Raw genomic sequence first — 20,626 nt, 5'->3', positions numbered from 1 at the left:
GGTGCCCCGCCGCTCGTCGCACGTCAGGCTGCGCGGGTGCCTTCTGCCGACGACGACGCCCGCTGGGCCGAGGCGCAGCGAGTGCTCGACGGGCTCCCGTCCGAGGCGCTGGAGGCGCGGGTCCGCCGATGGCGTTGGCTCACCATCCTCCTGGTGGTGGGGCTGCTCCTGCTGTCCGTGGCCTTCGCCTTCGCGGTGGCCGCATGGGCCGGCGACGAACCGCCTGCGACGGAGGACGAACCGCTTTGGCGCGAGATCGCGGCGCTCGCCGTCGCGGCGTCCGCGCTGGTGCTCGTGGCGGTCGGCTCGATCGTGCAGTGGCGTGTCACCCGCAGGCTCGGCGGCTTGCGTAGCCCCCTGACGGTGCTGGACCGGCGACAGCGGAAGCTGCTCCTCCAAGAGCTGCGCGGCACCGTGCCGGTCGAGCCGGAGCACGTGCCTCTGGTCCGCCACCTGGCCGAACGGCTTGCCGCTCAGCAGTGGCTGCTGATCTTCCAGCTCGGCCTGCTGCTCATGTTCGTCGGGCAGTTCATCGGTTCGCCGTCAGCCTGGCGCCTGGGCTTCGTCGTCGTGTTCGGTCTCGGCATCGCCGTCGTCGCCCCGCTCGTGCGCCGGGACGAGCGGCAGGCCCGCCGCTTCCTCGCCGAGCATCCCGATCCGCGGGTGGCCTCGTGAGCGGACCTCTCGGCGACGACGACCGGGACGCCTGGGCGCGGGCGCAGGCCGAACTCGACCGGCTCCCGCCGGAGCCTCCGGAGCAGCGGGGGCGGTGTCGCATGGTGCAGCGGCGGCAGCGGGTCCTCGCCGTCGTGCTGCTGACGGCGGCCGCCGCGATGTTGCTGTTCGTTGTCGTCGCCGACGGTGCCGTCACCGGGCCGGGCGAGGTCCCGCGGTGGCAGAGAGCCACCGGTCTCGCGGTGCTGGTGGCGGGCTTCGGCGCGCCGCTCCTCGCGATGGGAATCGGCGGTGCTGGGCACGACCACGCACGGCACCGGCCGGTGGAGTGGCTGACCGGCGCCCCACGGCGGGCGCTGCTGCGTGCGGCGCGCACCGGGTCGCCGCTCGAGGAGCAGCAGTTGCCCCTCGCGCGCCTCGCCGTCCGCACGCACCTGGCCGCGCAGGGCATCCGCTCGGTACAGGTGGCGGCGCTCCCGCTGGCCCTGACGGGGTCTGCCGTGACTCATCCGGAGCCGGTCGCCTTCGGTTTGGTGGTGGTGATCCTGGTCGCCTCGGTCGCCGCGCTGACCCATCTGCGGAGGGACGCCCGCCGCTTCCAGCGCTTCCTCGACGAGCACCCTGATCTGACCAGCGGGTCGCGCTAGGTGCGCAGGTCGAAGCCCAGGTCGAGCACGGGCGCGCTGTGGGTCAGCGCCCCGACGGCGAGGTGGTCGACGCCGGTCGCCGCGACCTCGGCGGCCCGCTCCAGCGACAGCCCGCCGCTGGCCTCCAGGCGCACGCCCGTGCCCCGCACCAGCTCCACGGCGGTGCGGGTGTCGGCAAGCGAGAAGTTGTCGAGCAGCACCAGCTCCACGCCCGCTGCGATCGCCTCGCGCACCTGGTCGAGGGTGTCGCACTCGACCTCGAGCGGGATGTCCGGGGCCGCCGCCCGCACCGCCTCGACCGCGGCGGTGATGCCGCCGGCCGCGGCCACGTGGTTGTCCTTGACCAGCGCGGCGTCGCCGAGGGCCATGCGGTGGTTGACCCCGCCTCCGCAGCGCACGGCGTACTTCTCCAGCACCCGCAGCCCCGGGATGGTCTTGCGGGTGTCTCGGACCGTCGCCCCCGTGCCCGCCACGGCGTCGACCCAGCGCCGGGTCAGCGTGGCGACGCCGGACAGGTGCCCGACCAGGTTCAGCGCGGTGCGCTCCGCCGTCAGCAGCGACCGGGTGGGCCCGGCGACGGTGAGCACGGGCGCGTTCGTGCGGGCGGCCATGCCGTCGGCCGCGTGCAGCGTCACCACGACGTCGTCGCCGCCCACGATGCCGAACACCGCAGCGGCCACCGGGACGCCGGCCAGCACGCCCGGCGAGCGGGGGACGACGTCACCGGTGGCGCGAGCGCCGGCCAGGACGGTGGCGGCGGTGGTGACGTCGGGGCCGAGCGCGAGGTCCTCGTCGAGGGCCCGGCGGATCACCTGCTCCACGGCCGCGGGGTCCAGGCCGCCGTCGCGGAGAACGTCGGCCAGCTCCGGCCGCAGCGCGTGCCACTCGGTCATGCCACTCCCTGGGTCTGGTCGGCAGCGGTCAGCGGCACGGTGCGGGTGTGCAGGTGGCCGGTGTCGTCGATGCGGTGGGCGAGCCGCACCTGCCACTCGGGCCGGGTACCCGGCGCGTCGGCCCGACGGTGGCAGCCCCGGCTCTCCGGGCGGGCGAGCGCGGCGGCGGCCAGCAGGGTGGCGACGGTGTGCACCGCCGTCGCCTCGACGGCGGCCAGGTCGAGCGGGCCGCTGGTGCGGGGAACCCCGGCGAGCACGCCGGTCAGCTCGGTCAGGCCACCGGCGGTGCGCATCACGCCCGCGAGCCGGCTGGTGGCGACGCCGATCGCCGCGCGCGCCGCGGGATCGACCGCCCCGCTCGGGACGGCGCGCGCGGCCACCGGCTCCGCCGGGAGGCCCGCGGGCAGCGTGGAGTCGAGCAGCGCGGCGCAGCGGCGGGCGGCGACCAGCCCCTCGGTGATCGAGTTGGACGCCAGCCGGTTGGCCCCGTGCACGCCGGTGCAGGCGACCTCGCCGACGGCGAACAGCCCGGGCACGCCGGTGCGCCCGTCGAGGTCGGCGAGCACCCCGCCGCAGGTGTAGTGCGCGCCCGGCGCGATGGGCACCGGCTCCGTCGCCGGGTCGGACCCGGCCGCGCGGCAGGCGCGCAAGATGCCGGGGAAGCGGTTCTCCAGGAAGTCGGCACCGAGCCCGGTGGCGTCGAGGAAGACGCAGTCCGCACCGGTCGCCGCCAGGTGCGCGGCGACGGTCGCCGAGACGACGTCGCGGGGGGCGAGGTCGGCCAGCGGGTGCGCACCGGCCATGACCCGCCGTCCGGTGCCGTCGACGAGCACCGCCCCCTCGCCACGCACCGCCTCGGAGATCAGCACCTGCTGCCCTGCGGCGCCGGGCCCCCGCCAGAGCACGGTGGGGTGGAACTGCACCATCTCGACGTCGGCGACCTCGGCCCCGGCGCGCAGCGCGAGCGCGAGCCCGTCACCGGTCGTGCCGGCGGGGCTGGTCGCGGCCGCGTATGCCTGACCGTAACCCCCGGTGGCGAGGACGACGGCGTGCGCACGCAGGTCACCGGCGTCGGTCAGGGCGCCGTCGGCGGAGATCCGGGCGACCCGCAGGCCGACGACCTCGCCGCTCGCGGCCCGCAGCGCGTCGAGCGCGACGGTGCGCTCGTGCACCTGCACGCCGGCCCCCCGCAGCGCCTCGGTGAGCGTGCGGGTGACCTCCGCGCCGCTGGCGTCACCGCCGGCGTGCACGATCCGGTCGCGGCTGTGCCCGCCCTCGCGGGTGAGCGCCGGCCGGCCCCGCGGGTCCAGGTCGAGCCGCGCGCCCAGCCCCTGCAGCAGCCGGATCGCGGCCGGCGCCTCGGCGACCAGCGTCTTCACGGCCGCCTCGTCGCAGAGCCCGGCGCCGGCGGTGAGGGTGTCCTGCACGTGCAGGCCGGCGTCGTCGTCGGCACCCAGGACGGCGGCCAGGCCGCCCTGCGCCCACCGCGTGCTGCCGGCGCCGAGCGCATACTTGGTGACGACGGTGATCCCGCGGCCGGCGCCGGCGAGCGCGAGTGCGGTCATCAGCCCGGCCGCGCCGCTGCCGACGACGACCACGTCGGTGGTGCGCCGCCACGTGGCGGCGGGCAGCGGCAGCGCGGGGACGACGGCGGGGACCACCGGCGCGGTGCGGCGCGGCCCCACGGTCACTCGCCGACCAGCGACGGGGTGCCGAGGGCGATCATCGCCTCGACGGCCGAGCGGGCGCGGGCGGCGACGTCCGGGTCGACGGTGACCTCGTCGCGGCCCTCGCGCAGCGCGCGCAGCAGCTTCTCCGGCGTCGACATCTTCATGTAGGGGCACTCGGCGCGCGGGTTCACCGCCTCGAAGGCGGCCGCGGGGTTGGCCTGGCGGAGCTGGTGCAGCATGCCGATCTCGGTGGCGACGAGCACGCGCTTCGCCGTCGTCCGCCTGGCTTGGTCGAGCATCGCGCCGGTGGAGAGGACGTGCACGCGGTCCGACGGGAGGTCGCCCTGGCCGACCATCCACAGTGCGCTGGTGGCGCAGCCGCACTCGGGGTGCACGAGCACCTCGGCGTCGGGGGCGTCCTCGATGCTCTGCCGCAGGTCGGTGGGGGAGATGCCGGCGTGCACGTGGCACTCGCCCATCCAGATGCGCATGTTCGTCCGGCCGGTGACCCGCTGGACGTGCGCGCCGAGGAACTGGTCGGGGAGGAAGAGGACCTCGCGGTCGGCGGGGATGGACTCGACCACCTCGACGGCGTTGGACGAGGTGCAGCAGATGTCGGTCTCGGCCTTCACCTCGGCGGTGGTGTTCACGTAGGAGACGACGGCGGCGCCGGGGTGCTCGGCCTTCCACGCGCGGAGCTGGTCGGCGGTGATCGTGTCGGCCAGCGAGCAGCCGGCGGCGGCGTCGGGCACCAGCACCGTCTTCTCGGGGCTGAGGATCTTCGCCGTCTCGGCCATGAAGTGGACGCCGGCGAAGACGATCGTGCTCGCGGTGCTGGCGGCGGCGATGCGGGAGAGGGCGAGCGAGTCGCCCACGTGGTCGGCGACGTCCTGGATCTGCGCGGCCTGGTAGTTGTGCGCCAGGACGACGGCGTCGCGCTCGGCGGCCAGCCGGCGCACTTCGTCGCGCCAGTCCTGCCACTGCTCCGGCGTCCACTGCGCGGTGGTGGGGGCGGGGAGCGTTGCGGTCACCGGGACCTCCGGAGGAGTGGCGGGTTTCGTACTATCAGGCGAAAACCTCTGGTGGGAAACCTAGCATGGAATCCGTGACGTCCGTGTGGTCCTCGCCCGAGCGGCCGGCCTTCCCGCACCAGGCCCTGGCCGTGGTGCTGCAGGTCCGGGGCGCGCGCCTGCACGCGATGCTCTGGCGGCGCGCCAAGGAGCCCTTCGCCGGCGCCTGGGCGCTGCCGGGCGGGCCGCTGCGGCCCGACGAGACCCTCGGCGCCTCGGTGGGGCGGCAGCTCGCCGCCAAGGTGGAGGTCGCCCAGCTCGCGCACCTGGAGCAGCTGGAGACCCGCAGCGACCCGCACCGCGACCCGCGCAGCCGCACCGTGGCCACCGCCTACCTGGGGCTCATCCCCGGCGACCTCGACCCGGCGCTGCCCGAGGACACCGCCTGGCACCCGGTCGACGCGCTGCCGGAGACCGCCTTCGACCACGGCTCGATCGTCGGGTCGGGGCTGGAGCGGCTGCGGGCGAAGCTCTCCTACACCAACGTCGCCTTCGCGCTGGCCCCGCCGACGTTCTCCGTCGCCGAGCTGCGCGAGGTGTACGTCGCCGCGCTCGGCTACGAGGTCGCCGCGACCAACCTGCAGCGGGTGCTGCTGCGCCGCGGCGTGCTGGAGCCGACGGGGGAGATGGCGGCGTCCGGCCGCGCCGGCGGGCGCCCTGCCGCGCTCTACCGCTTTGCGACGACCACCATCGAGGTGACCGACCCGTTCGCCGTCCTCAAGCCGCCGTCGACCCGGAGGCGCTGAACCGGCCGACGCCCCCGGGTCGTGCGCAGCGGGTCAGGCGAACTTGGCCTTCGCGTGCTCGCTGAACTGCCGCATCGCGGCCACCGGTCCGATCTCCAGGAACGCCGTGTCCTCGTCCATGCGAGCGGTGTGCCCGGCCGGCCAGTAGTAGGCGTGCCCGGCCGGCGTGAGCTCCTCCCCGCCGTCCGCGCCGGTGAGCCGCACGGCACCCTCCAGGACCAGGCCCCAGTGCGGGCTCGGGCACCGGTCGCCGGGCAGGCCCTCGAGCACCGGGCCCATGTCGGTCCCTGCGGGCACCCGCGCGAACCGCACGGCCAGGTCCCCCCACTCCGCGTACCGGGTGACGATGCCGCCCTGCTGGATCTCGATGGGGAGTTCGTCGAGTGCGCCGTTCATGGCCCTGTCCTCTCGTCGTCCACGACCGGCCGATCAACCGGTCGTAGGAGAGGCGGGACAAACGTTGTTCCCCCGGGGAGGTCGACGGTCCGTCGACCGGCTCCGTCCGCCCCTACGCTCGGGTGTCCCGGTGGCGGAGGCGCGATGACGGCGAGTGGGCTCGGTCAGGCCCCGGTGGACGGCCGCGTCGGCGCGGCGCTGGACCGGGGGGACTTCTCGGCGGCGGTCGCCCTGCTGCGGGAGGCGGAGCAGCAGCGGCCGCTGACGCCCGAGGAACTGGACCTGCTGGGGCGCAGCGCCTACGGAGCCGGTCAGTTCGAGGCCGCGATCACCGCCTGGGAGCAGCAGAGCGCGGCGTGCCACTCGCTCGGCGACGAGGTCGCCGCCGCGGCAGCAGCGACGACGGTCGCCATGTTCCTGATGATGGACACCGGGCTCATGGCGCCGGTGCGTGGCTGGCTCGCCCGGGCGGAGCGGCTGCTCGGCGACCGGCCGGAGTCGCCGACGCACGCCCTGCTCGCGATGACGCACACCTACGAGCGGTTCATGTGCGGGGACGCGGACGCCTCCGCCCGCTGGGCCGAGCAGGCCATCGACCTGGGGGGACGCCACGACGTCCCGCTCGCCGCCGCCCTCGGCCGGGTGGCGACCGCGCGACTGATGATCCTGGACGGGGCGGTCGAGCCGGGGCTGGCACTGCTGGACGAGGCGGCCGTGAGCGTGGTGTCCGGTGAGCTCGATGCCCTCGGCGCCGGGATGGTCTACTGCGAGCTGATCTGCGCCATGCAGGGCCTGGCGCAGTACGACCGGGCCGAGCAGTGGACCGAGGCCATGGAGCGCTGGCGGGTGGGCCACGCCTACGGCGGACTCATCGGCCGCTGCCGGGTGCACCGCGCCGAGATCCTGCGGCTGCGCGGCGCCTGCTCCGCGGCCGCGGACGAGGCGCTCGAGGCCTGCCGCGAGCTGCGCCCGTGGATGCGGCGGGAGTTCGGCTGGCCGCTCACCGAGCTCGGGGCGATCCGGTTGCGGACCGGCGACCTGGTCGGTGCGGAGACAGCCCTGCTCGAAGCGCTCGCGCACGGTTGGGATCCCCAGCCGTGGCTGGCGCTGCTGCGGCTGGCGCAGGGCCGGGTCGGGGTGGCCGCCGCGATGATCGCCGACGCGCTCGAGCACCCCTGCGCGGTGCCGTCCAAGGAGTGGCCGCCGCTCGGTGCGCTCCGGCGGGCGCCCCTGCTCGCGGCGCAGGCCGAGATCTGCATCGCCGCGGGGGATGTCGAGGCGGCGCGGACGGCGACCGGTCAGCTGTCCGGGATCGCGGAGACCTACCGCAGCCGGGCGCTGTCCGCCGCGGCCGCCCTCGCGCGCGGCCGGCTTCTGCTCGCCGAGAGGGACGCCGAGGCGGCCGTCGGCGAGTGCGAGGAGGCGGTGACCGGCTGGAGCGACGTCGGCGCCCCGTACGAAGCCGCCGTCGCACAGCTCGTCCTGGCGGACGCCGAGCGGTTGCTGGGGCGGGTGGCGCGGGCCGAGCTGCACGAGCAGGCCGCTCGCGCGACGGCCGCTCGCATCGGAGCTCCGCTGGCGGGTGGACACCCCACCCGTGCACCCTCGTCGCCCACCCCCTCGGAGTGCGTGTTCCGTCGCGACGGGGACGTCCGGACGGTGGCCTTCGCCGGCCGCACCGTCGTCGTGCGGGATCTCAAGGGGATGCGCTACCTGGCCCGCCTCCTGGCCGAGCCCGACCGCGAGTTCCACGTCCTGGACCTGGTCGGCGGCGAGACCGGCGAGAGGGCCCGGCCGGGCGGAGACCTGGGACCGGTCCTCGACGGTCAGGCGCGGGCGGCCTACCGGCGCCGGTTGGCCGAGATCGACGACGACCTGGCAGAGGCCGAGGCGCTCGGCGACGACACGCGGCTCGCCTTGGCGCAGGCCGATCGCGACTACCTGCTCCGGGAACTGGCCGGCGCGTTCGGCCTCGGCGGGCGGGTCCGCGTCGCGGGATCGGCGTCCGAGCGGGCCCGTGCCAGCGTGAGCCGATCCCTCCGCTACGCCGTCTGCCGGATCGCCGAGCACCACCCGGCGCTGGCCGACCACCTGGTGCGGACGGTCCGCACCGGGACCTACTGCTGCTACGTGCCCGATCCGCGGATACCGACGTCCTGGGAGCTCTGACGGGGGAGCCGTCCACCGACCGGCACCCCTCTCCCGGAGCTCACCGGCACGTCCGCCGTTTTCCGACCCATCGCATGCGCGGTGTTCGCTCACTCGCCGGTGGCCCCGTCCAGCGCCTCGCGGAGCAGGTCGGCGTGGCCGTTGTGCCGGGCGTACTCCTCGACCAGGTGGAGCAGGATCCAGCGCAGCGAGAACGTGTCGTCGCGGCCCCACGGCCGGTCCTCGGCGTCGAGGGGCAGCCGGCGGGCGACCTCGCCTACCGCATCGGCCGCCGCACGCCAGGTCGTCCACGCCGCGGCCACGTCCTCCGCCGTGACGGTGTCCGGGTCGACGCGGAACTGCTCGTCCCTGTCGCGGACGACGTCGGGCCACAGGTCGTGCGGGAGCCCGCCGAAACCGACGAGCCAGCCGGTCTCCACCGCCGCGAGGTGGCGCACCATGCCCAGCAGCGTGAGCTCGGAGGTCGGGACGGCCCGCGTGGCCAGCTGCCGGGGCGTCAGCTCCGCGCACTTCCACTCCAGCGTCTGCCGGTGGTACTCGAGGAAGGCGATCAGCAGCGTCGCCTCGTCCCCGGTCAGCGGGGGCTCGGTGCGGTGGTCGGCAGGGGTCATCGGGACCTCTCCTCCGGGTCGGGGCGCGCGGTGGGCGCCGTCGGCGCGCATCCTGCGGCACGGGTCCGACATCCGGGGTGCGGATCGTCGCGCTTCCGTGCGTTCGGCCAGCCGCCGCCTCTGGACGTCGACCGCTCGCCCGGCGGAGGAGATGCACCGAGCGCAGGACGGTCACCGTTCGGCCACGTCGGCCCGCGCGGTCCGCCGCTGCTTCCGCAGGAGGAAGGCGCCCAGGCCCAGGTTCGCGACGGCCAGGAGGGTGAAGGCCACCGTCGCGACCATGCCGCCGGACGTGCCCCACCCGCCGGCGGCGAGCACCGTCCACATGGTCCCGAGGACGAAGTACAACGTCGGGCTCGGGCGTCTGACGGGCTTGTCCACGTGCCTTTCGTAGGTCGTGCATGGGGAAAGAGCAAGCGTCGAGAACGGCCGGTCGGGGCGGACCGGTGCGGAGCGGGAGCGCTCGTCCCGGCCGGGTTCGCCGGGTAGCGCGTGCCACGGCGCATCGACGCTCGTCGCGATCCGGGAGGCCGGCGGGCGGTGATCGTGCCCGCAGCGGTGAGCTCGCCTCGCTACAGCCGGTGTGCGTGACCATCGTGGGTCACGGCGTCACGCGGGCAGTGCCCCCATGCCGAACGGGTGGACGTGGCTGCGGGGGTGGCCGGTGCAGCCGCAGACGGCGGCCTCACCTTCGTGGTCGCGGTAGTCGCAGCACGGCACCAGCTCAGCCGCCGTAGCTCCCGCGACCGGCTCGCGGTCGGCCAGGCGGACCAGCGTGTAGCCGACGACGGCCAGGGCTCCCAGGAAGGCGACGGCGACGACCAGCGTCTTGACGATCTCGATGACGGCGGCGGCGACGACCAGCACCGCGATCAGTCTCCACATGGAAGCGATCATTCCCCCAGCACGTCGGCGTGACGACCGGGCATCGGTCTGCCTGGGGACTCCAGCACCCGAAGCCACCGATCCGGACCACGAGTGGGACCAGAGCAACGGCGCCACCCACGGGGCGGATCCTCGGAAGCGCGCCCGGCAGGGATCGAACCTGCGACCAAGTGCTTAGAAGGCACCTGCTCTATCCGCTGAGCTACGGGCGCTCGGACGCCGATCATCGCACCGCCCGGCGAGGTGGCGGCAGCGGCTGGTCACCGCGTCGTCCACAGGAGGGAGGCGCATCCACAGTTCCCGGGACGGCCTCCCGGTGGGTGAGCGCAGCGGTGAGGGTCGATGGCACACCGGCACCGCGCCGGTCGCGCCGTCCGGCGCAGCACCCCGAGGAGCACCGTGAACGACACCTTCGTCACCGTCGTCGGCAACGTCGCCGACGACCCGCGCCGCAAGACCACGCAGAACGGCGCGGTGACCAACTTCCGCCTCGCCTCCACCGCCCGCCGTTTCGACGCCGGCCTCGGGCAGTTCGTCGACTCCGGCACCTTCTGGATCGACGTCGAGTGCTGGAACGGCCTCAGCGGCAACGTCGCCAGGTCGATCAGCAAGGGCGACCCGGTGATCGTCCACGGCACCCTGACCACGCACAGCTGGGAGTCGGACAACGGGCCGCGCAGCAAGCCCCAGATCAGGGCGTACGCCGTCGGCCCGAACCTCGCCAAGGGCATGGCGGTCTTCAAGCGCGACCGGTCCGGCCGTGCGCCCGACGCGGCCGCGGGGAACGCCCCGGGCACCGCCGTCGAGCCCGGCCACGGCGCCGAGCCCGACGCTCCCACGCCCGGGTGGGACTACGAGGGGGCGGACGCGACGTTGTCCTCCGTGGACGGCCCCGATCTGCCGCAGGAGCCCGCGCACGCCTAGTTGCCCGGGCTGGGAGGATCGGAGGCGAGAACGTACGGGGTGGGGTCGCGACCTGCGGCCCCGCCCCCGCTCGCGAGACGACGGAAGGCTCCGAAGCCAGTGGCTCAGTACATCTACACGATGGTCCGCGCGCGCAAGGCGCACGGCGACAAGGTGATCCTCGACGACGTCACCCTGTCGTTCCTGCCCGGCGCGAAGATCGGCGTCGTCGGCCCCAACGGCGCCGGCAAGTCGACCGTGCTCCAGATCATGGCCGGTCTGCAGCAGCCCTCCAACGGCGACGCGACGCTCGCACCCGACGCGACGGTCGGCATCCTGCTGCAGGAGCCGCCGCTCAACGAGGAGCTCGACGTCCGCGGCAACGTGGAGGAGGCCGTGAAGCCGCTCCGCGACGCGCTGCGCCGCTTCGAGGAGGTCAGCGCGGCGATGGGCGAGCCCGACGCCGACTTCGACTCCCTCCTCGCCGAGCAGGGCGAGCTCATGGAGGTCATCGAGAACCACGACGGCTGGGAGCTCGACGCCCGCATCGAGCAGGCCATGGACGCGCTGCGCTGCCCGCCGGGCGACGCCGACGTGACCGTCCTCTCCGGTGGCGAGCGCCGCCGCGTCGCGCTGTGCCGGCTGCTGCTGGAGGCGCCGGACCTGCTGCTGCTCGACGAGCCCACCAACCACCTGGACGCCGAGAGCGTGGCGTGGCTGGAGCAGCACCTGGAGAAGTACGCCGGCACCGTCGTCGCCGTCACCCACGACCGGTACTTCCTCGACAACGTGGCCCAGTGGATCCTCGAGCTCGACCGGGGCCGTGCCTACCCCTACGAGGGCAACTACTCCACCTACCTCGAGACCAAGGCCGCCCGCCTCCAGGTCGAGGGCGCCAAGGACGCCAAGCGCGCCAAGCGCCTCAAGGAGGAGCTGGAGTGGGTCCGCTCCGGCGCCAAGGCCCGCCAGGCGAAGAGCAAGGCGCGGCTGGCCCGCTACGAGGAGATGGCCGCGGAGGCCGAGAAGTTCCGCAAGCTGGACTTCGAGGAGATCCAGATCCCGCCGGGCCCGCGCCTGGGTAGCGTCGTCGTCGAGACCCGGAAGCTGACCAAGGGCTTCGGCGACCGCGTGCTCATCGACGACCTCTCCTTCACGCTGCCGCGCAACGGCATCGTCGGGGTCGTCGGCCCCAACGGCGTCGGGAAGACCACGCTGTTCAAGATGCTGGTCGGCGAGGAGAAGCCGGACGACGGCGAGATCAAGGTCGGCGACACCGTCCAGCTCTCCTACGTCGAGCAGAACCGCAGCGGCATCGACCCGAAGAAGACGCTGTGGGAGGTCGTCTCCGACGGCCTGGACCACATCAAGGTCGGCAACGTCGAGATGCCGTCGCGGGCCTACGTCGCCGCGTTCGGTTTCAAGGGCCCCGACCAGCAGAAGCCGGCCGGCGTGCTCTCCGGCGGTGAGCGCAACCGGCTGAACCTCGCGCTGACCCTCAAGCAGGGCGGCAACCTGCTGCTGCTCGACGAGCCCACCAACGACCTCGACACCGAGACGCTCACCAGCCTCGAGGGTGCGCTGCTGGAGTTCCCCGGCTGCGCGGTCGTCGTCAGCCACGACCGGTGGTTCCTGGACCGGGTGGCAACGCACATCCTCGCCTACGAGGGCGACTCCAAGTGGTTCTGGTTCGAGGGGAACTTCGCCGACTACGAGAAGAACAAGGTGGAGCGGCTCGGTCCGGACGCGGCCCGTCCGCACCGCGCCACCTACCGCAAGCTCACCCGCGACTGAAAGAAGGACCCCTTCGCCCCCCACCGCTCGCAGGCGCGCGGGGGGGCCCGGCCACGGGGCCGTTGCAGCACCTCACCTCGGCCGGCCCGGAGCACCTGCTCCGGGCCGGCCGTCGGCGTCTCCGGTCGGACTCCGGGGGACCGGCTCGGCGACCCCTGGTCCAGCCGGTCCGGCGCCCCTAGGGTCGCGCCAGCCCGTCGTGCACCGGCACGACCGTGACGGCACCGGAGCGCGCATGAGCCTGATGAGCATGGCCCGAGCCGAACGCGAGGATCTCCGCGCACTCCTGGTCGACCTCACCCCCCAGCAGTGGGCCGCCCCCTCGTTGTGCGGGGGCTGGTCGGTCCGCGACGTGGTGGCGCACGTGCTGAGCTACGAGGAGCTCGGCGTGGGGCAGTTGGCCGGGCGGTTCGTCAGCGGCCGGTTCACGGTGGACCGCACGAACGCCGTGGGGCTGCGCGAGTACGGGACACGGACACCTGCCGAGCTGATCCAGCTCCTGGACGACCACCTCACACCGTCCGGGCTCACCGCCGGGATGGGCGGAGCCATCGCGCTGACCGACGGGATGATCCACCAGCAGGACATCCGGCGGCCGCTCGGCCTGCCGCGGTCCATCCCGGCCGAGCGGCTGGTGCCGGCGCTGCGCACCGCGCTGTTCGCCCCCACGCTCCTCGGGGTGGTGCGGGTGCGCGGGCTGCGGCTGGTGGCCACGGACATCGACTGGACGTTCGGGCGCGGCCCGGAGATCAGCGGCCCGGCGGAGGCACTCCTCATGACCATGGCCGGCCGCCGGGGCGTCGTCGGCGAGCTGTCCGGATCCGGGCGGGAGCGGCTCGCCCGGCGCCTCCCCGGATGACGTCGGGCGTCGGCGTCCGGAGGTTCAGTTCCCCGCGAAGCGGGCGACGAACCGGGCCTGGCCGCGGGTCTCGATCGCGTGCGGCCGGTAGTGGCTGCGCACGAAGGCGACCGCCCGGGCGGGGGGCAGGCCGTCGAGCACGGCGAGACAGGCCAGCGCCGTCCCGGTACGCCCCGTGCCGCCGGCGCACGCCACCTCGACCCGCTCGGACCCCGCCCGCTCCAGCGCCTCGCGCAGCGCGTCGTGGAGATCCCCCGGGGAGGTGGGCAGCCGGAAGTCGGGCCAGCGCACCCAGCGCGTCTCCCAGGGCACCGGGCACGGTGCCCGACCGAGCAGGTAGATCCCGAACCCGGGAGCCGGGCCATCCGGCAAGGGGCGGCGCAGCCCGCGTCCGCGCAGCCGGCGTCCCGACGGCAGCACCAGCACGCCCGGCTCGGTCCCGGCCCAGAGATCCACACCGGCACCGTAGGCCGCACGTCCGCCGTCGGGAACGGGTACCGCGCGGTGCGCTTCGGTGATGCGGCAGGGTGGGGCCCGTGAGGCACACCGTGCACGTCCCCATGCGCTGGTCGGACATGGACGCCTACCAGCACATCAACAACGTCGCCTTCCTCGGCTACTTCGAGATGGCCCGCGTCAATCTGTTCTTCGAGCAACCCACGCACGACGAGCGGACCGGTCTTCGGCGCGGGCTCGTCGTCGCCTCCCACGAGATCGCCTACAAGCGGTCGGTCGTCTACGACCGGGAGCCGCTGGAGGTGCAGGTCTGGATCTCCGGCGTGCGGGCGGCCGCCTTTACCTGCCACTACGAGCTCTTCGACCACGGGCAGCTGGCCGTCACCGGCAGCACCCTGCTCGTGCCGTTCGACTTCGCCCTGAACCGGCCACGCCGGCTCACCGCGGAGGAGAAGGAGTTCCTGGCCCGCTGGGCCGACGAGCCGGCCGGCTGAGGTGCGGAGGCTCCCGGCGGGCAGTAGCGCTCTGCCCACCGGGGCGGGGCAGAGCGCGAGCGTCGCGGAACCTAGGTGGTGTGGCGGCTGGCCGGCCGACGAGCCGGCTGAGGTGCGGAGGGTCCCGGCGGGCAGTAGCGCTCTGCCCACCGAGGCGGGGCAGAGCGCGAGCGTCGCGGGACCGGGTGGCCGGGTCAGCCGGCGACGTGGCGTGGCACCGGCCGGTCGGCTCCGGTCGGCGCGCCCCGCCGGGCGGCCTCCTCCTCGGTCATCGTCCGCACCACGGCACCCTCGGCGATCACCGCGCCGCCGAACACCGCCGCGTTGATGCCGCCGCGGTGCACCATCGCCTTGACCAGCTTCAGCCCGGTCAGCCGCTCCAGGTGCGTGCACGGCGGGCACCGCTTCATCCCGAACAGCAGCGCATCGCCCACCGCGAACCAGCGGCCCACCAGCGAGGGCAGGTCCACACCGGTGGTCACCAGGTTGCGCCGGGTGTCCGCGGTCGAGAACTCGCCGCCCACCTCCGCGGCCACCGCGGCGACGTCGTCCCGGTCGATCAGCGTCAGCTGCTTCTCCAGGTCCGGGTACTGCGCCCACGTCCCACCGCCGAGGGCGTAGCGGTCGCCCTCGAGCCCGACCTCGGGCAGCAGCCGCGCCGAGGGCAGCCGGCGCAGCGGGGCCGCCGCCTCGGGCGTCGACCAGATCTCGAGCAGCGAACCAGCCTCCATCGCGGGCCTCCGGGCTCAGGCGGCAGCGGGGGAGCGGCGCCCCCGGGCCGGGGGGACGTCGTCGGCGCCGCGGGCGTCGAGCGCCTCGCTGATCGTGTGCGCCATCTGCAGCAGCTGCACCAGCAGCGGGGTCACCGTCGTCCGGACGCCGCGGAGGCCGCGCGCCGAGCCCCCACGCGCGGCCTGGGCCTCCCGGATGCGCTCGGCCCGCTCGGCCAGCACCGGGATGAACCGCAGCGCCATCGAGACGACCAGCCCGATCCGCGCCGGCCGCACGCCCACCACGCGCAGCGGCGCGCACAGCCGCTCGATCACGGCGACCATCTCCGTCACCCGCGTCGTCGCCGTGACGACGGCGGCGGCCAGCACGAGCGCGAGCAGGCGCAGCACGGTCAGCGCGGCCGTCGGCAGATCGCTGAACAGGGCGTGGAAGACGAACAGTCCGGCCAGCCACCACCGCACCGTCCGTGCCTGGCGGGCCAGCGTGGCCGCGGGCAGCCGGGCGGCGCCGAGCCCCACCGCCAGCACCGCGAGCAGGGCGGCGCCCGTCACCGGCAGCGCGGGCACCGCGAAGAGGAGCACCGCCAGCGCCGCGAGCGCCAGCAGCTTGCCACCGGCCGGGATGCGGTGGACCAGGCTGCGCCGCGGGACGTAGAGCGCGAGGGTCATCGCCGCTCCATCAGTGCCCGGTAGGCGGCGACCGCCGGCCGGGGCGCGGCGTCCTCGACGATCCGGCCGCCGTCGACGACCAGCACGCGGTCGAAGCCGTCGAGCAGGTCGAGCTGGTGGGTGACGACGACGACCTGCTGCTCGAGCTCGTGGATGACCCGCGCGACCCGCCGCGCGTTGACCAGGTCCAGCAGCGTCGTCGGCTCGTCGAAGACGACGCGGGCGGGCCGCATGACCAGCACGCCGGCGATCGCCAGCAGCTGCTTCTGCCCGCCGGAGAGCAGGTGCGCGGGGTGGTCGGCGTGCCCGGCCAGCCCGTACCGCGCCAGCACCTCGGCGACCCGCTCGGCGCGCTCGGCCGCCGGCACGCCCTGGTTCTCCAGCCCGTACGCCGCGTCCTCGGCGACGGTGGGGTGCACGATCTGGGCGTCGGGGTCCTGGAACACGAAGCCCACGCGGCGGCGGACCTCGCGCACGGAGGTGCGGGTGTCCAGGCCGTCGACCAGCACCTGCCCGGTCGTGGGCACGACCAGCCCGTTGAGCAGCCGGGCGAGCGTGCTCTTGCCCGAGCCGTTGGCCCCCACGACGCCGATGCGCGCCTCGGTCAGCTGCAGGTCGACGTCGGTGAGCACGGGGCGCTCGCCGTAGCGGTGGGAGACCCCGCGCAGCTCTATCCCGCGCGCGGGGTCGGCGACCGCATCGGGCCGCGACTCCGGCCGGCGGAACCTCACCGGGTGGCGACCGCCCGCTGCGGTCGCTCGATGACCGGGTAGCTGCGGCGCACCTGGGCGGCGATCGCCGCGGCGATGAAGGCCTTGGCGGCGTCCCCGGGGAGGAACGGCAGGGCGCCGGACACGATCGCCTCGCCCAGCGACAGGTTCGCGACGGCGGCCAGCACCGGCACGCCGATCAGGTAGATGACGACCATCCCGCCGACGACGTTGAACACCATGCCCCAGGCGACGTTGTAGCGGGCCCAGAGCCGCTCGGTCAGCCAGCCGGTGACGAACGCGGCCAGCGGCCAGCTGAACAGGTAGCCGGCGGTCGGGCCGGCGAACACAGCCAGACCACCCGTGCCGCTGGAGAGCAGTGGCAGGCCGATGGCGACCAGCACGAGGAACAGCAGTACGGCGAGGAAGCCACGCCGGGCACCCAGGACGCTTCCGGCCAGCATCACGCCGAGGGTCTGGGCGGTGATCGGGACGGGGCCGATGTTGACCGCCGGCAGGGTCCCCAGCACGGCGATGACGGCCGCGAAGAGGGCGATGTAGGCCAGGTCCCGGGTCTTCATGTCAGCTCCTGCGATGCGCCGGTGGTCAGGCGCCGCCGGCCCGGCGTCACCTGCGGCAAGGTACCCGAGCGCCGCGGGGCGCCCGGGTACCGGCCGGTGAGGTCAGGCCTGCAGCCACACCGCCGCGTCGTCGGGCAGCTTCCCGTCGTCGACCGGCGCGCTGCTCAGCAGCACGCGGCCCTCGGGCACCGGCACCGGGGCACCCGACAGGTTGACCAGGCAGACCAGACCACCCGAGCGGCGGAAGGCGACACAACGGTCGGGTGACTGCAACCACTCGACGTCCTCCCCGCTGACCAGCGGTGACGACGCCCGCAGGGCCAGCGCACGTCGGTACAGCGACAGCATCGAGTCGTCGTCGGCACGCTGCGCCTCGGCCGTGAGCCCACCCCACCCGTCGGGCATGGGCAGCCAGGTGCCGGCACCCGACGAGAAGCCGTAGGAGGGCCCGGTGCCCGACCACGGCACGGGGATCCGGCAGGCGTCCCGCCCGCGCTCGGTGCCGCCCGAGCGGAACCAGATGGGGTCCTGCAGCACCTCGTCGGGCAGGTCGACGTCGGGCATGCCGAGCTCGTCGCCGTTGTAGAGATAGGCCGCACCGGGCAGGGCCAGCTGCAGCAGGGCTGCCGCGCGGGCGCGCCGGTTGCCGAGCTCGCCGTCGCCGTAGCGGGTCACGTGCCGCGGCCGGTCGTGGTTGGACAGCACCCAGCAGGCCGGCGCGGGGGTGCCGTCGACCGCGGCCAGGGAGTGGGTGATCGCGTCGCGCAACCCCTCGGGGGTCCACTCCGCGGTGAGCAGCTTGAAGTTGAAGGCGAGCTGCAGCTCGTCGTCGCGCAGGTACCGGGCGAGCCGGTCGTCGTCGGAGACCCACACCTCGCCGACCGCCATCGTGCCGGGGTACTGGTCGAGCATCGCCCGGATCCGGCGGTGGACCGCGTGGACGCCGTCCTGGTCGAACCGGTGGTCACCGGGGCCGTGGTCGTCCAGCAGCCCCGTGTCGTCCATCGGCACCATGTCCGGCAGCCCCTCGGGCTTGGCCATGCCGTGCGCGACGTCGATGCGGAAGCCATCCACCCCGCGGTCGAGCCAGAACCGCATCGTCTCCTCGAGGTCGGCGACGACCTCGGGGTTGGCGAAGTCCAGGTCGGGCTGCTCGGGGGCGAAGATGTGCAGGTACCACTGCCCGTCGGGCACCCGGGTCCAGGCCGGGCCGCCGAACACCGACGGCCAGTTGTTCGGCGGCTCGCTGCCGTCCGGTCCGCGCCCGTCGCGGAACAGGTAGCGCGCCCGCTCGGGCGACCCGGGCCCGGCGGCCAGCGCCGCCTGGAACCACTCGTGCTCGTGCGAGCTGTGGTTGGGCACCAGGTCGATGGTGACCCGCAGGCCCAGCCGGTGGGCCTCGGCGAGCACCGCGTCGAACTCCGCGAGGTCGCCGAAGACGGGCTCGACGTCGCGCGGGTCGGCGACGTCGTAGCCGTGGTCGGCCATCGGGGAGGGGAAGAACGGCGTGATCCAGAGGGCGTCGACGCCGAGGTCGCGCAGGTAGGGCAGCCGCGACCGCAGGCCGATCAGGTCGCCGACGCCGTCGCCGTTCCCGTCGGCGAAGCTGCGGATGTAGACCTGGTAGAAGACCGCCTCCCGCCACCAGTCGGCGCCGGGCGTGCGGAAGGGGAACGGCTCGGGGCTCACCGGGCTCCTCTGGATGGGTACGTGCGGGGGTGAGGTGCGCTCGGGTCCCGGCGAGGGGACCGGCGCGGCGCGGGGCCGGCTCGTGCGTCGTCGCTCCGAGCGGCCGGTCAAGCGTACGGCGACGTCCTCAGCGGTTCTGCATGCTCCGGGCCGCCATCTCCAGGTAGCCCCACAACGTGGCGTCCTGCTCCGGCGGCAGCTCGAGGGAGTCGACGGCGTCGCGCATGTGGGTGAGCCAGGCGTCCCGCTCGACCGGGCCGATGGCGAACGGCGCGTGGCGCATCCGCAGCCGCGGGTGCCCGCGCTGCTCGGAGTACGTGGTCGGCCCGCCCCAGTACTGCACCAGGAAACCGCGCAGCCGGGTCTCGGCGCCCTCCCAGTCGTCCTGGGGGTACATCGGCTGCAGCACGGGGTCGGTGCGGACGGCGGCGTAGAAGCGCTGCACCAGCCGGCGGAAGGTCTCCTCGCCGCCGACCTCGTCGTAGAAGGTCCGCGCCGACGGCAGGGACCGCCTCGACTCGCTCATCCCCCGGGTGCCTCCTCGGCCTCGATCGCGGCGTCCGCCCGGTTGCGCGTCCGCCGATAGGCCACCAGCGCCGGGGCGACCGCGATCATTCCGACGGCGCCCGAGAGGGCGACCACGACGGCGGGCCGGAGACCCTCGGCGGCCAGACCCGCGGCGAGCGCACCCACGCCCTGCACACCGGCCAGCCCGCTGGCCGCGACCCCGAACGCGCGCCCGCGGTACGCGCTGGGCACGGCCTGCACGAAGGCGACGTTGAGCGGGATCGACCAGGCCGCGCCGAGCCCGGAGAGGAACAGCATCCCGACGAGGACCCAGAACGGCACCACGCCCGGCCCGGCGACCGCCGCGACGACGCCGCCGACGAGCACCGGCGCCAGGGAGACCGCCACCAGGGGGACGACGAGCCGCTCCCGCCGCGCCGGTGGGACGAGGCGTGCGATCACCAGGCCGCCGATCGTGACCCCCAGCGGGTTGGCCGCGAGCAGGACGCCGACCGCCGTCGCCCCCTGCCCCAGTGAGTCGACCAGCGGCGCGGCGATCCCCTCGGAGGCGTAGACGAACCCGGTCGTCACCCAGAGGACGCCGACGATCGCCAGCAGGCGGGGGCTGTGCCGGATGAACCGCAGGCCCTCGGCGGTGTCCCGCCACAGCGATCCGGGGCTGCCGCCCCCCTCGGCCACCGGCGCCGGCCGGGGGTTCAGCCGCGCCCACAGCCAGATGGCGGAGACGACGAAGGTGGCCGAGTCGACCAGCAGGGCGGCGGACGGGTTGAGGACGGCGATCAGCGCACCGCCGGCCAGGAACCCGCCCACCTGGGCCAGTTGCAGCGTGATCCCGGTGAGCGAGGTCGCGACGGCGTAGCGGTCCCCGTCGAGCACGTCGGCCATGAGCGCCGACCGCGCCGACTCGAACGGGGGTGCGCACAACCCGACCACGAACAGCAGGGCGAGCAGGACCGGCAGCGGCATGCCCGGGATCGCCATGAGGGCGACGAGCACGGCGCGGGCGGCGTCGGTGGCGATCAGCACCCGGTGGCGGGGCAGCCGGTCGGCGAAGGCCGACAGGAACGGCCCGCCGAGCAGCCACGGCAGGTGGCTGATCGCGAAGGTGAGGGCGGCGAGCAGTGGCGAGGAGGTGCGGTCGTACACCAGGACGGTCAGCGCCACCCGGGCCAGTTCGTCACCGGCCGCGGACAGCAGGTAGGTGCCGAACAGGGGCCGGAACTCGCCGACGGCGAAGACCTCGCGGAACGTGGCCTGCCGGACGGCGCCCTCGGCGGGACCGTCCGGGGCGGCGGCGGTCACCGGGGCCCCGATCCGGCGCCGGTGGGAGAGCCGGGCAGCGGGACCGGACCGCGGATGCCCTCGGCGGTCTGCGCGCACAGCCGGGAGCCGGCGCAGGCGGCGGCATCCGCCTCGGCCGCAGCGGCGAGCACGGGCGGTGATCCGGTCATTA

Annotated in this window: 24 protein-coding genes and 1 tRNA gene; 8 read left to right on the top strand and 17 right to left on the bottom strand. The window is 74.7% G+C overall.

Annotated features, from left to right (window positions below; genetic code table 11):
* The first annotated feature begins 36 nt into the window (after positions 1 to 36).
* Positions 37 to 675, top strand: coding sequence for a hypothetical protein (locus QOZ88_RS05480; RefSeq protein ID WP_305998786.1), 639 nt, complete (start codon positions 37 to 39; stop codon positions 673 to 675).
* A complete protein-coding gene (locus tag QOZ88_RS05475; protein ID WP_305998785.1) occupies positions 672 to 1,322 on the top strand; it encodes a hypothetical protein in 651 nt (216 codons plus the stop codon). The genes QOZ88_RS05480 and QOZ88_RS05475 overlap by 4 nt, the downstream gene beginning before the upstream one ends.
* On the opposite strand, the gene nadC is transcribed toward QOZ88_RS05475, so the two are convergent.
* The 3 genes from nadC to nadA are packed head-to-tail and all read right to left on the bottom strand — an operon-like array spanning position 1,319 to position 4,916.
* Positions 1,319 to 2,215: a carboxylating nicotinate-nucleotide diphosphorylase gene (gene nadC / locus QOZ88_RS05470; RefSeq protein WP_305998784.1), complete on the bottom strand. Its 897-nt coding sequence runs from the start codon at positions 2,213 to 2,215 to the stop codon at positions 1,319 to 1,321. The genes QOZ88_RS05475 and nadC overlap by 4 nt on opposite strands.
* On the bottom strand, positions 2,212 to 3,906 hold the full coding sequence (locus QOZ88_RS05465; protein ID WP_305998783.1) for an L-aspartate oxidase: 1,695 nt from the start codon (positions 3,904 to 3,906) through the stop codon (positions 2,212 to 2,214). Before QOZ88_RS05465 ends, nadC begins: the two co-directional genes overlap by 4 nt.
* Positions 3,903 to 4,916, bottom strand: a complete 1,014-nt coding sequence (nadA, locus tag QOZ88_RS05460; RefSeq protein ID WP_305998782.1) for a quinolinate synthase NadA — start codon at positions 4,914 to 4,916, stop codon at positions 3,903 to 3,905. The genes QOZ88_RS05465 and nadA overlap by 4 nt, the downstream gene beginning before the upstream one ends.
* Before the next feature lie 74 nt (positions 4,917 to 4,990).
* Between nadA and QOZ88_RS05455 the strand changes: the two genes are divergently transcribed.
* Positions 4,991 to 5,701 (top strand): NUDIX hydrolase, encoded by a 711-nt coding sequence (locus tag QOZ88_RS05455; RefSeq protein WP_305998781.1) that lies wholly within the window; start codon positions 4,991 to 4,993, stop codon positions 5,699 to 5,701.
* Positions 5,702 to 5,734: 33 nt separating this feature from the next.
* Here QOZ88_RS05455 and QOZ88_RS05450 read toward each other — a convergent pair whose 3' ends face one another.
* The gene (locus QOZ88_RS05450; protein WP_305998780.1) at positions 5,735 to 6,097 is read right to left on the bottom strand and encodes a cupin domain-containing protein; all 363 of its coding nucleotides are present in this window, start codon (positions 6,095 to 6,097) and stop codon (positions 5,735 to 5,737) included.
* A gap of 144 nt (positions 6,098 to 6,241) precedes the next feature.
* On the opposite strand from QOZ88_RS05450, the gene QOZ88_RS05445 reads away from it, so the two are divergent.
* Positions 6,242 to 8,266: a transcriptional regulator gene (locus QOZ88_RS05445; RefSeq protein ID WP_305998779.1), complete on the top strand. Its 2,025-nt coding sequence runs from the start codon at positions 6,242 to 6,244 to the stop codon at positions 8,264 to 8,266.
* A gap of 89 nt (positions 8,267 to 8,355) precedes the next feature.
* Here QOZ88_RS05445 and QOZ88_RS05440 read toward each other — a convergent pair whose 3' ends face one another.
* From QOZ88_RS05440 to QOZ88_RS05425, 4 genes are all read right to left on the bottom strand, one after another.
* Positions 8,356 to 8,877, bottom strand: a complete 522-nt coding sequence (locus tag QOZ88_RS05440; protein ID WP_305998778.1) for a DinB family protein — start codon at positions 8,875 to 8,877, stop codon at positions 8,356 to 8,358.
* A gap of 171 nt (positions 8,878 to 9,048) precedes the next feature.
* On the bottom strand, positions 9,049 to 9,258 hold the full coding sequence (locus QOZ88_RS05435) for a hypothetical protein (RefSeq protein ID WP_305998777.1): 210 nt from the start codon (positions 9,256 to 9,258) through the stop codon (positions 9,049 to 9,051).
* A 228-nt stretch (positions 9,259 to 9,486) separates the two neighbouring features.
* Positions 9,487 to 9,762 (bottom strand): hypothetical protein, encoded by a 276-nt coding sequence (locus tag QOZ88_RS05430; RefSeq protein WP_305998776.1) that lies wholly within the window; start codon positions 9,760 to 9,762, stop codon positions 9,487 to 9,489.
* 139 nt (positions 9,763 to 9,901) lie between these two features.
* Positions 9,902 to 9,974: transfer RNA gene (locus tag QOZ88_RS05425), tRNA-Arg, on the bottom strand.
* Positions 9,975 to 10,161: 187 nt separating this feature from the next.
* Between QOZ88_RS05425 and QOZ88_RS05420 the strand changes: the two genes are divergently transcribed.
* The 3 genes from QOZ88_RS05420 to QOZ88_RS05410 all read left to right on the top strand — a co-directional run bounded on the left by QOZ88_RS05420 (position 10,162) and on the right by QOZ88_RS05410 (position 13,315).
* Complete coding sequence (locus QOZ88_RS05420) at positions 10,162 to 10,686, top strand: single-stranded DNA-binding protein (protein WP_305998775.1); 525 nt, start codon at positions 10,162 to 10,164, stop codon at positions 10,684 to 10,686.
* A 99-nt stretch (positions 10,687 to 10,785) separates the two neighbouring features.
* Positions 10,786 to 12,456, top strand: a complete 1,671-nt coding sequence (ettA, locus tag QOZ88_RS05415) for an energy-dependent translational throttle protein EttA (RefSeq protein WP_305998774.1) — start codon at positions 10,786 to 10,788, stop codon at positions 12,454 to 12,456.
* Positions 12,457 to 12,706: 250 nt separating this feature from the next.
* The gene (locus tag QOZ88_RS05410) at positions 12,707 to 13,315 is read left to right on the top strand and encodes a maleylpyruvate isomerase family mycothiol-dependent enzyme (RefSeq protein ID WP_305998773.1); all 609 of its coding nucleotides are present in this window, start codon (positions 12,707 to 12,709) and stop codon (positions 13,313 to 13,315) included.
* A gap of 24 nt (positions 13,316 to 13,339) precedes the next feature.
* Here the strand turns inward: QOZ88_RS05410 and QOZ88_RS05405 are convergent, their stop codons facing one another.
* Entirely contained in the window at positions 13,340 to 13,771 is a 432-nt protein-coding gene (locus QOZ88_RS05405) for a protein-tyrosine phosphatase family protein (RefSeq protein WP_305998772.1), read from the bottom strand.
* 80 nt (positions 13,772 to 13,851) lie between these two features.
* On the opposite strand from QOZ88_RS05405, the gene QOZ88_RS05400 reads away from it, so the two are divergent.
* Positions 13,852 to 14,265: an acyl-CoA thioesterase gene (locus QOZ88_RS05400; protein ID WP_305998771.1), complete on the top strand. Its 414-nt coding sequence runs from the start codon at positions 13,852 to 13,854 to the stop codon at positions 14,263 to 14,265.
* A gap of 194 nt (positions 14,266 to 14,459) precedes the next feature.
* Here QOZ88_RS05400 and QOZ88_RS05395 read toward each other — a convergent pair whose 3' ends face one another.
* From QOZ88_RS05395 to QOZ88_RS05360, 8 genes are all read right to left on the bottom strand, one after another.
* Positions 14,460 to 14,996: an MOSC domain-containing protein gene (locus tag QOZ88_RS05395; RefSeq protein WP_305998770.1), complete on the bottom strand. Its 537-nt coding sequence runs from the start codon at positions 14,994 to 14,996 to the stop codon at positions 14,460 to 14,462.
* A 15-nt stretch (positions 14,997 to 15,011) separates the two neighbouring features.
* Positions 15,012 to 15,665, bottom strand: coding sequence for an energy-coupling factor transporter transmembrane component T family protein (locus QOZ88_RS05390; protein WP_091931416.1), 654 nt, complete (start codon positions 15,663 to 15,665; stop codon positions 15,012 to 15,014).
* Positions 15,662 to 16,396, bottom strand: a complete 735-nt coding sequence (locus QOZ88_RS05385) for an energy-coupling factor ABC transporter ATP-binding protein (RefSeq protein ID WP_305998769.1) — start codon at positions 16,394 to 16,396, stop codon at positions 15,662 to 15,664. Before QOZ88_RS05385 ends, QOZ88_RS05390 begins: the two co-directional genes overlap by 4 nt.
* A complete protein-coding gene (locus QOZ88_RS05380; RefSeq protein WP_305998768.1) occupies positions 16,393 to 16,956 on the bottom strand; it encodes a biotin transporter BioY in 564 nt (187 codons plus the stop codon). Before QOZ88_RS05380 ends, QOZ88_RS05385 begins: the two co-directional genes overlap by 4 nt.
* A 102-nt stretch (positions 16,957 to 17,058) precedes the next feature.
* A complete protein-coding gene (locus QOZ88_RS05375) occupies positions 17,059 to 18,645 on the bottom strand; it encodes a glycoside hydrolase family 13 protein (RefSeq protein ID WP_305998767.1) in 1,587 nt (528 codons plus the stop codon).
* Positions 18,646 to 18,772: 127 nt separating this feature from the next.
* The gene (locus QOZ88_RS05370; protein WP_305998766.1) at positions 18,773 to 19,171 is read right to left on the bottom strand and encodes a globin; all 399 of its coding nucleotides are present in this window, start codon (positions 19,169 to 19,171) and stop codon (positions 18,773 to 18,775) included.
* Positions 19,168 to 20,475 (bottom strand): MFS transporter, encoded by a 1,308-nt coding sequence (locus QOZ88_RS05365; RefSeq protein WP_305998765.1) that lies wholly within the window; start codon positions 20,473 to 20,475, stop codon positions 19,168 to 19,170. The genes QOZ88_RS05370 and QOZ88_RS05365 overlap by 4 nt, the downstream gene beginning before the upstream one ends.
* Positions 20,472 to 20,624, bottom strand: a complete 153-nt coding sequence (locus tag QOZ88_RS05360) for a hypothetical protein (RefSeq protein WP_305998764.1) — start codon at positions 20,622 to 20,624, stop codon at positions 20,472 to 20,474. The genes QOZ88_RS05365 and QOZ88_RS05360 overlap by 4 nt, the downstream gene beginning before the upstream one ends.
* Positions 20,625 to 20,626 lie beyond the last annotated feature (2 nt).

The organism is Blastococcus carthaginiensis, from assembly GCF_030731085.1.
GTDB classification, from domain to species: Bacteria; Actinomycetota; Actinomycetes; order Mycobacteriales; family Geodermatophilaceae; genus Blastococcus; species Blastococcus carthaginiensis.
The sequence above is the reverse complement of the archived record's forward strand: the minus strand, read 5'-3'. Positions and strand labels throughout refer to the sequence as shown.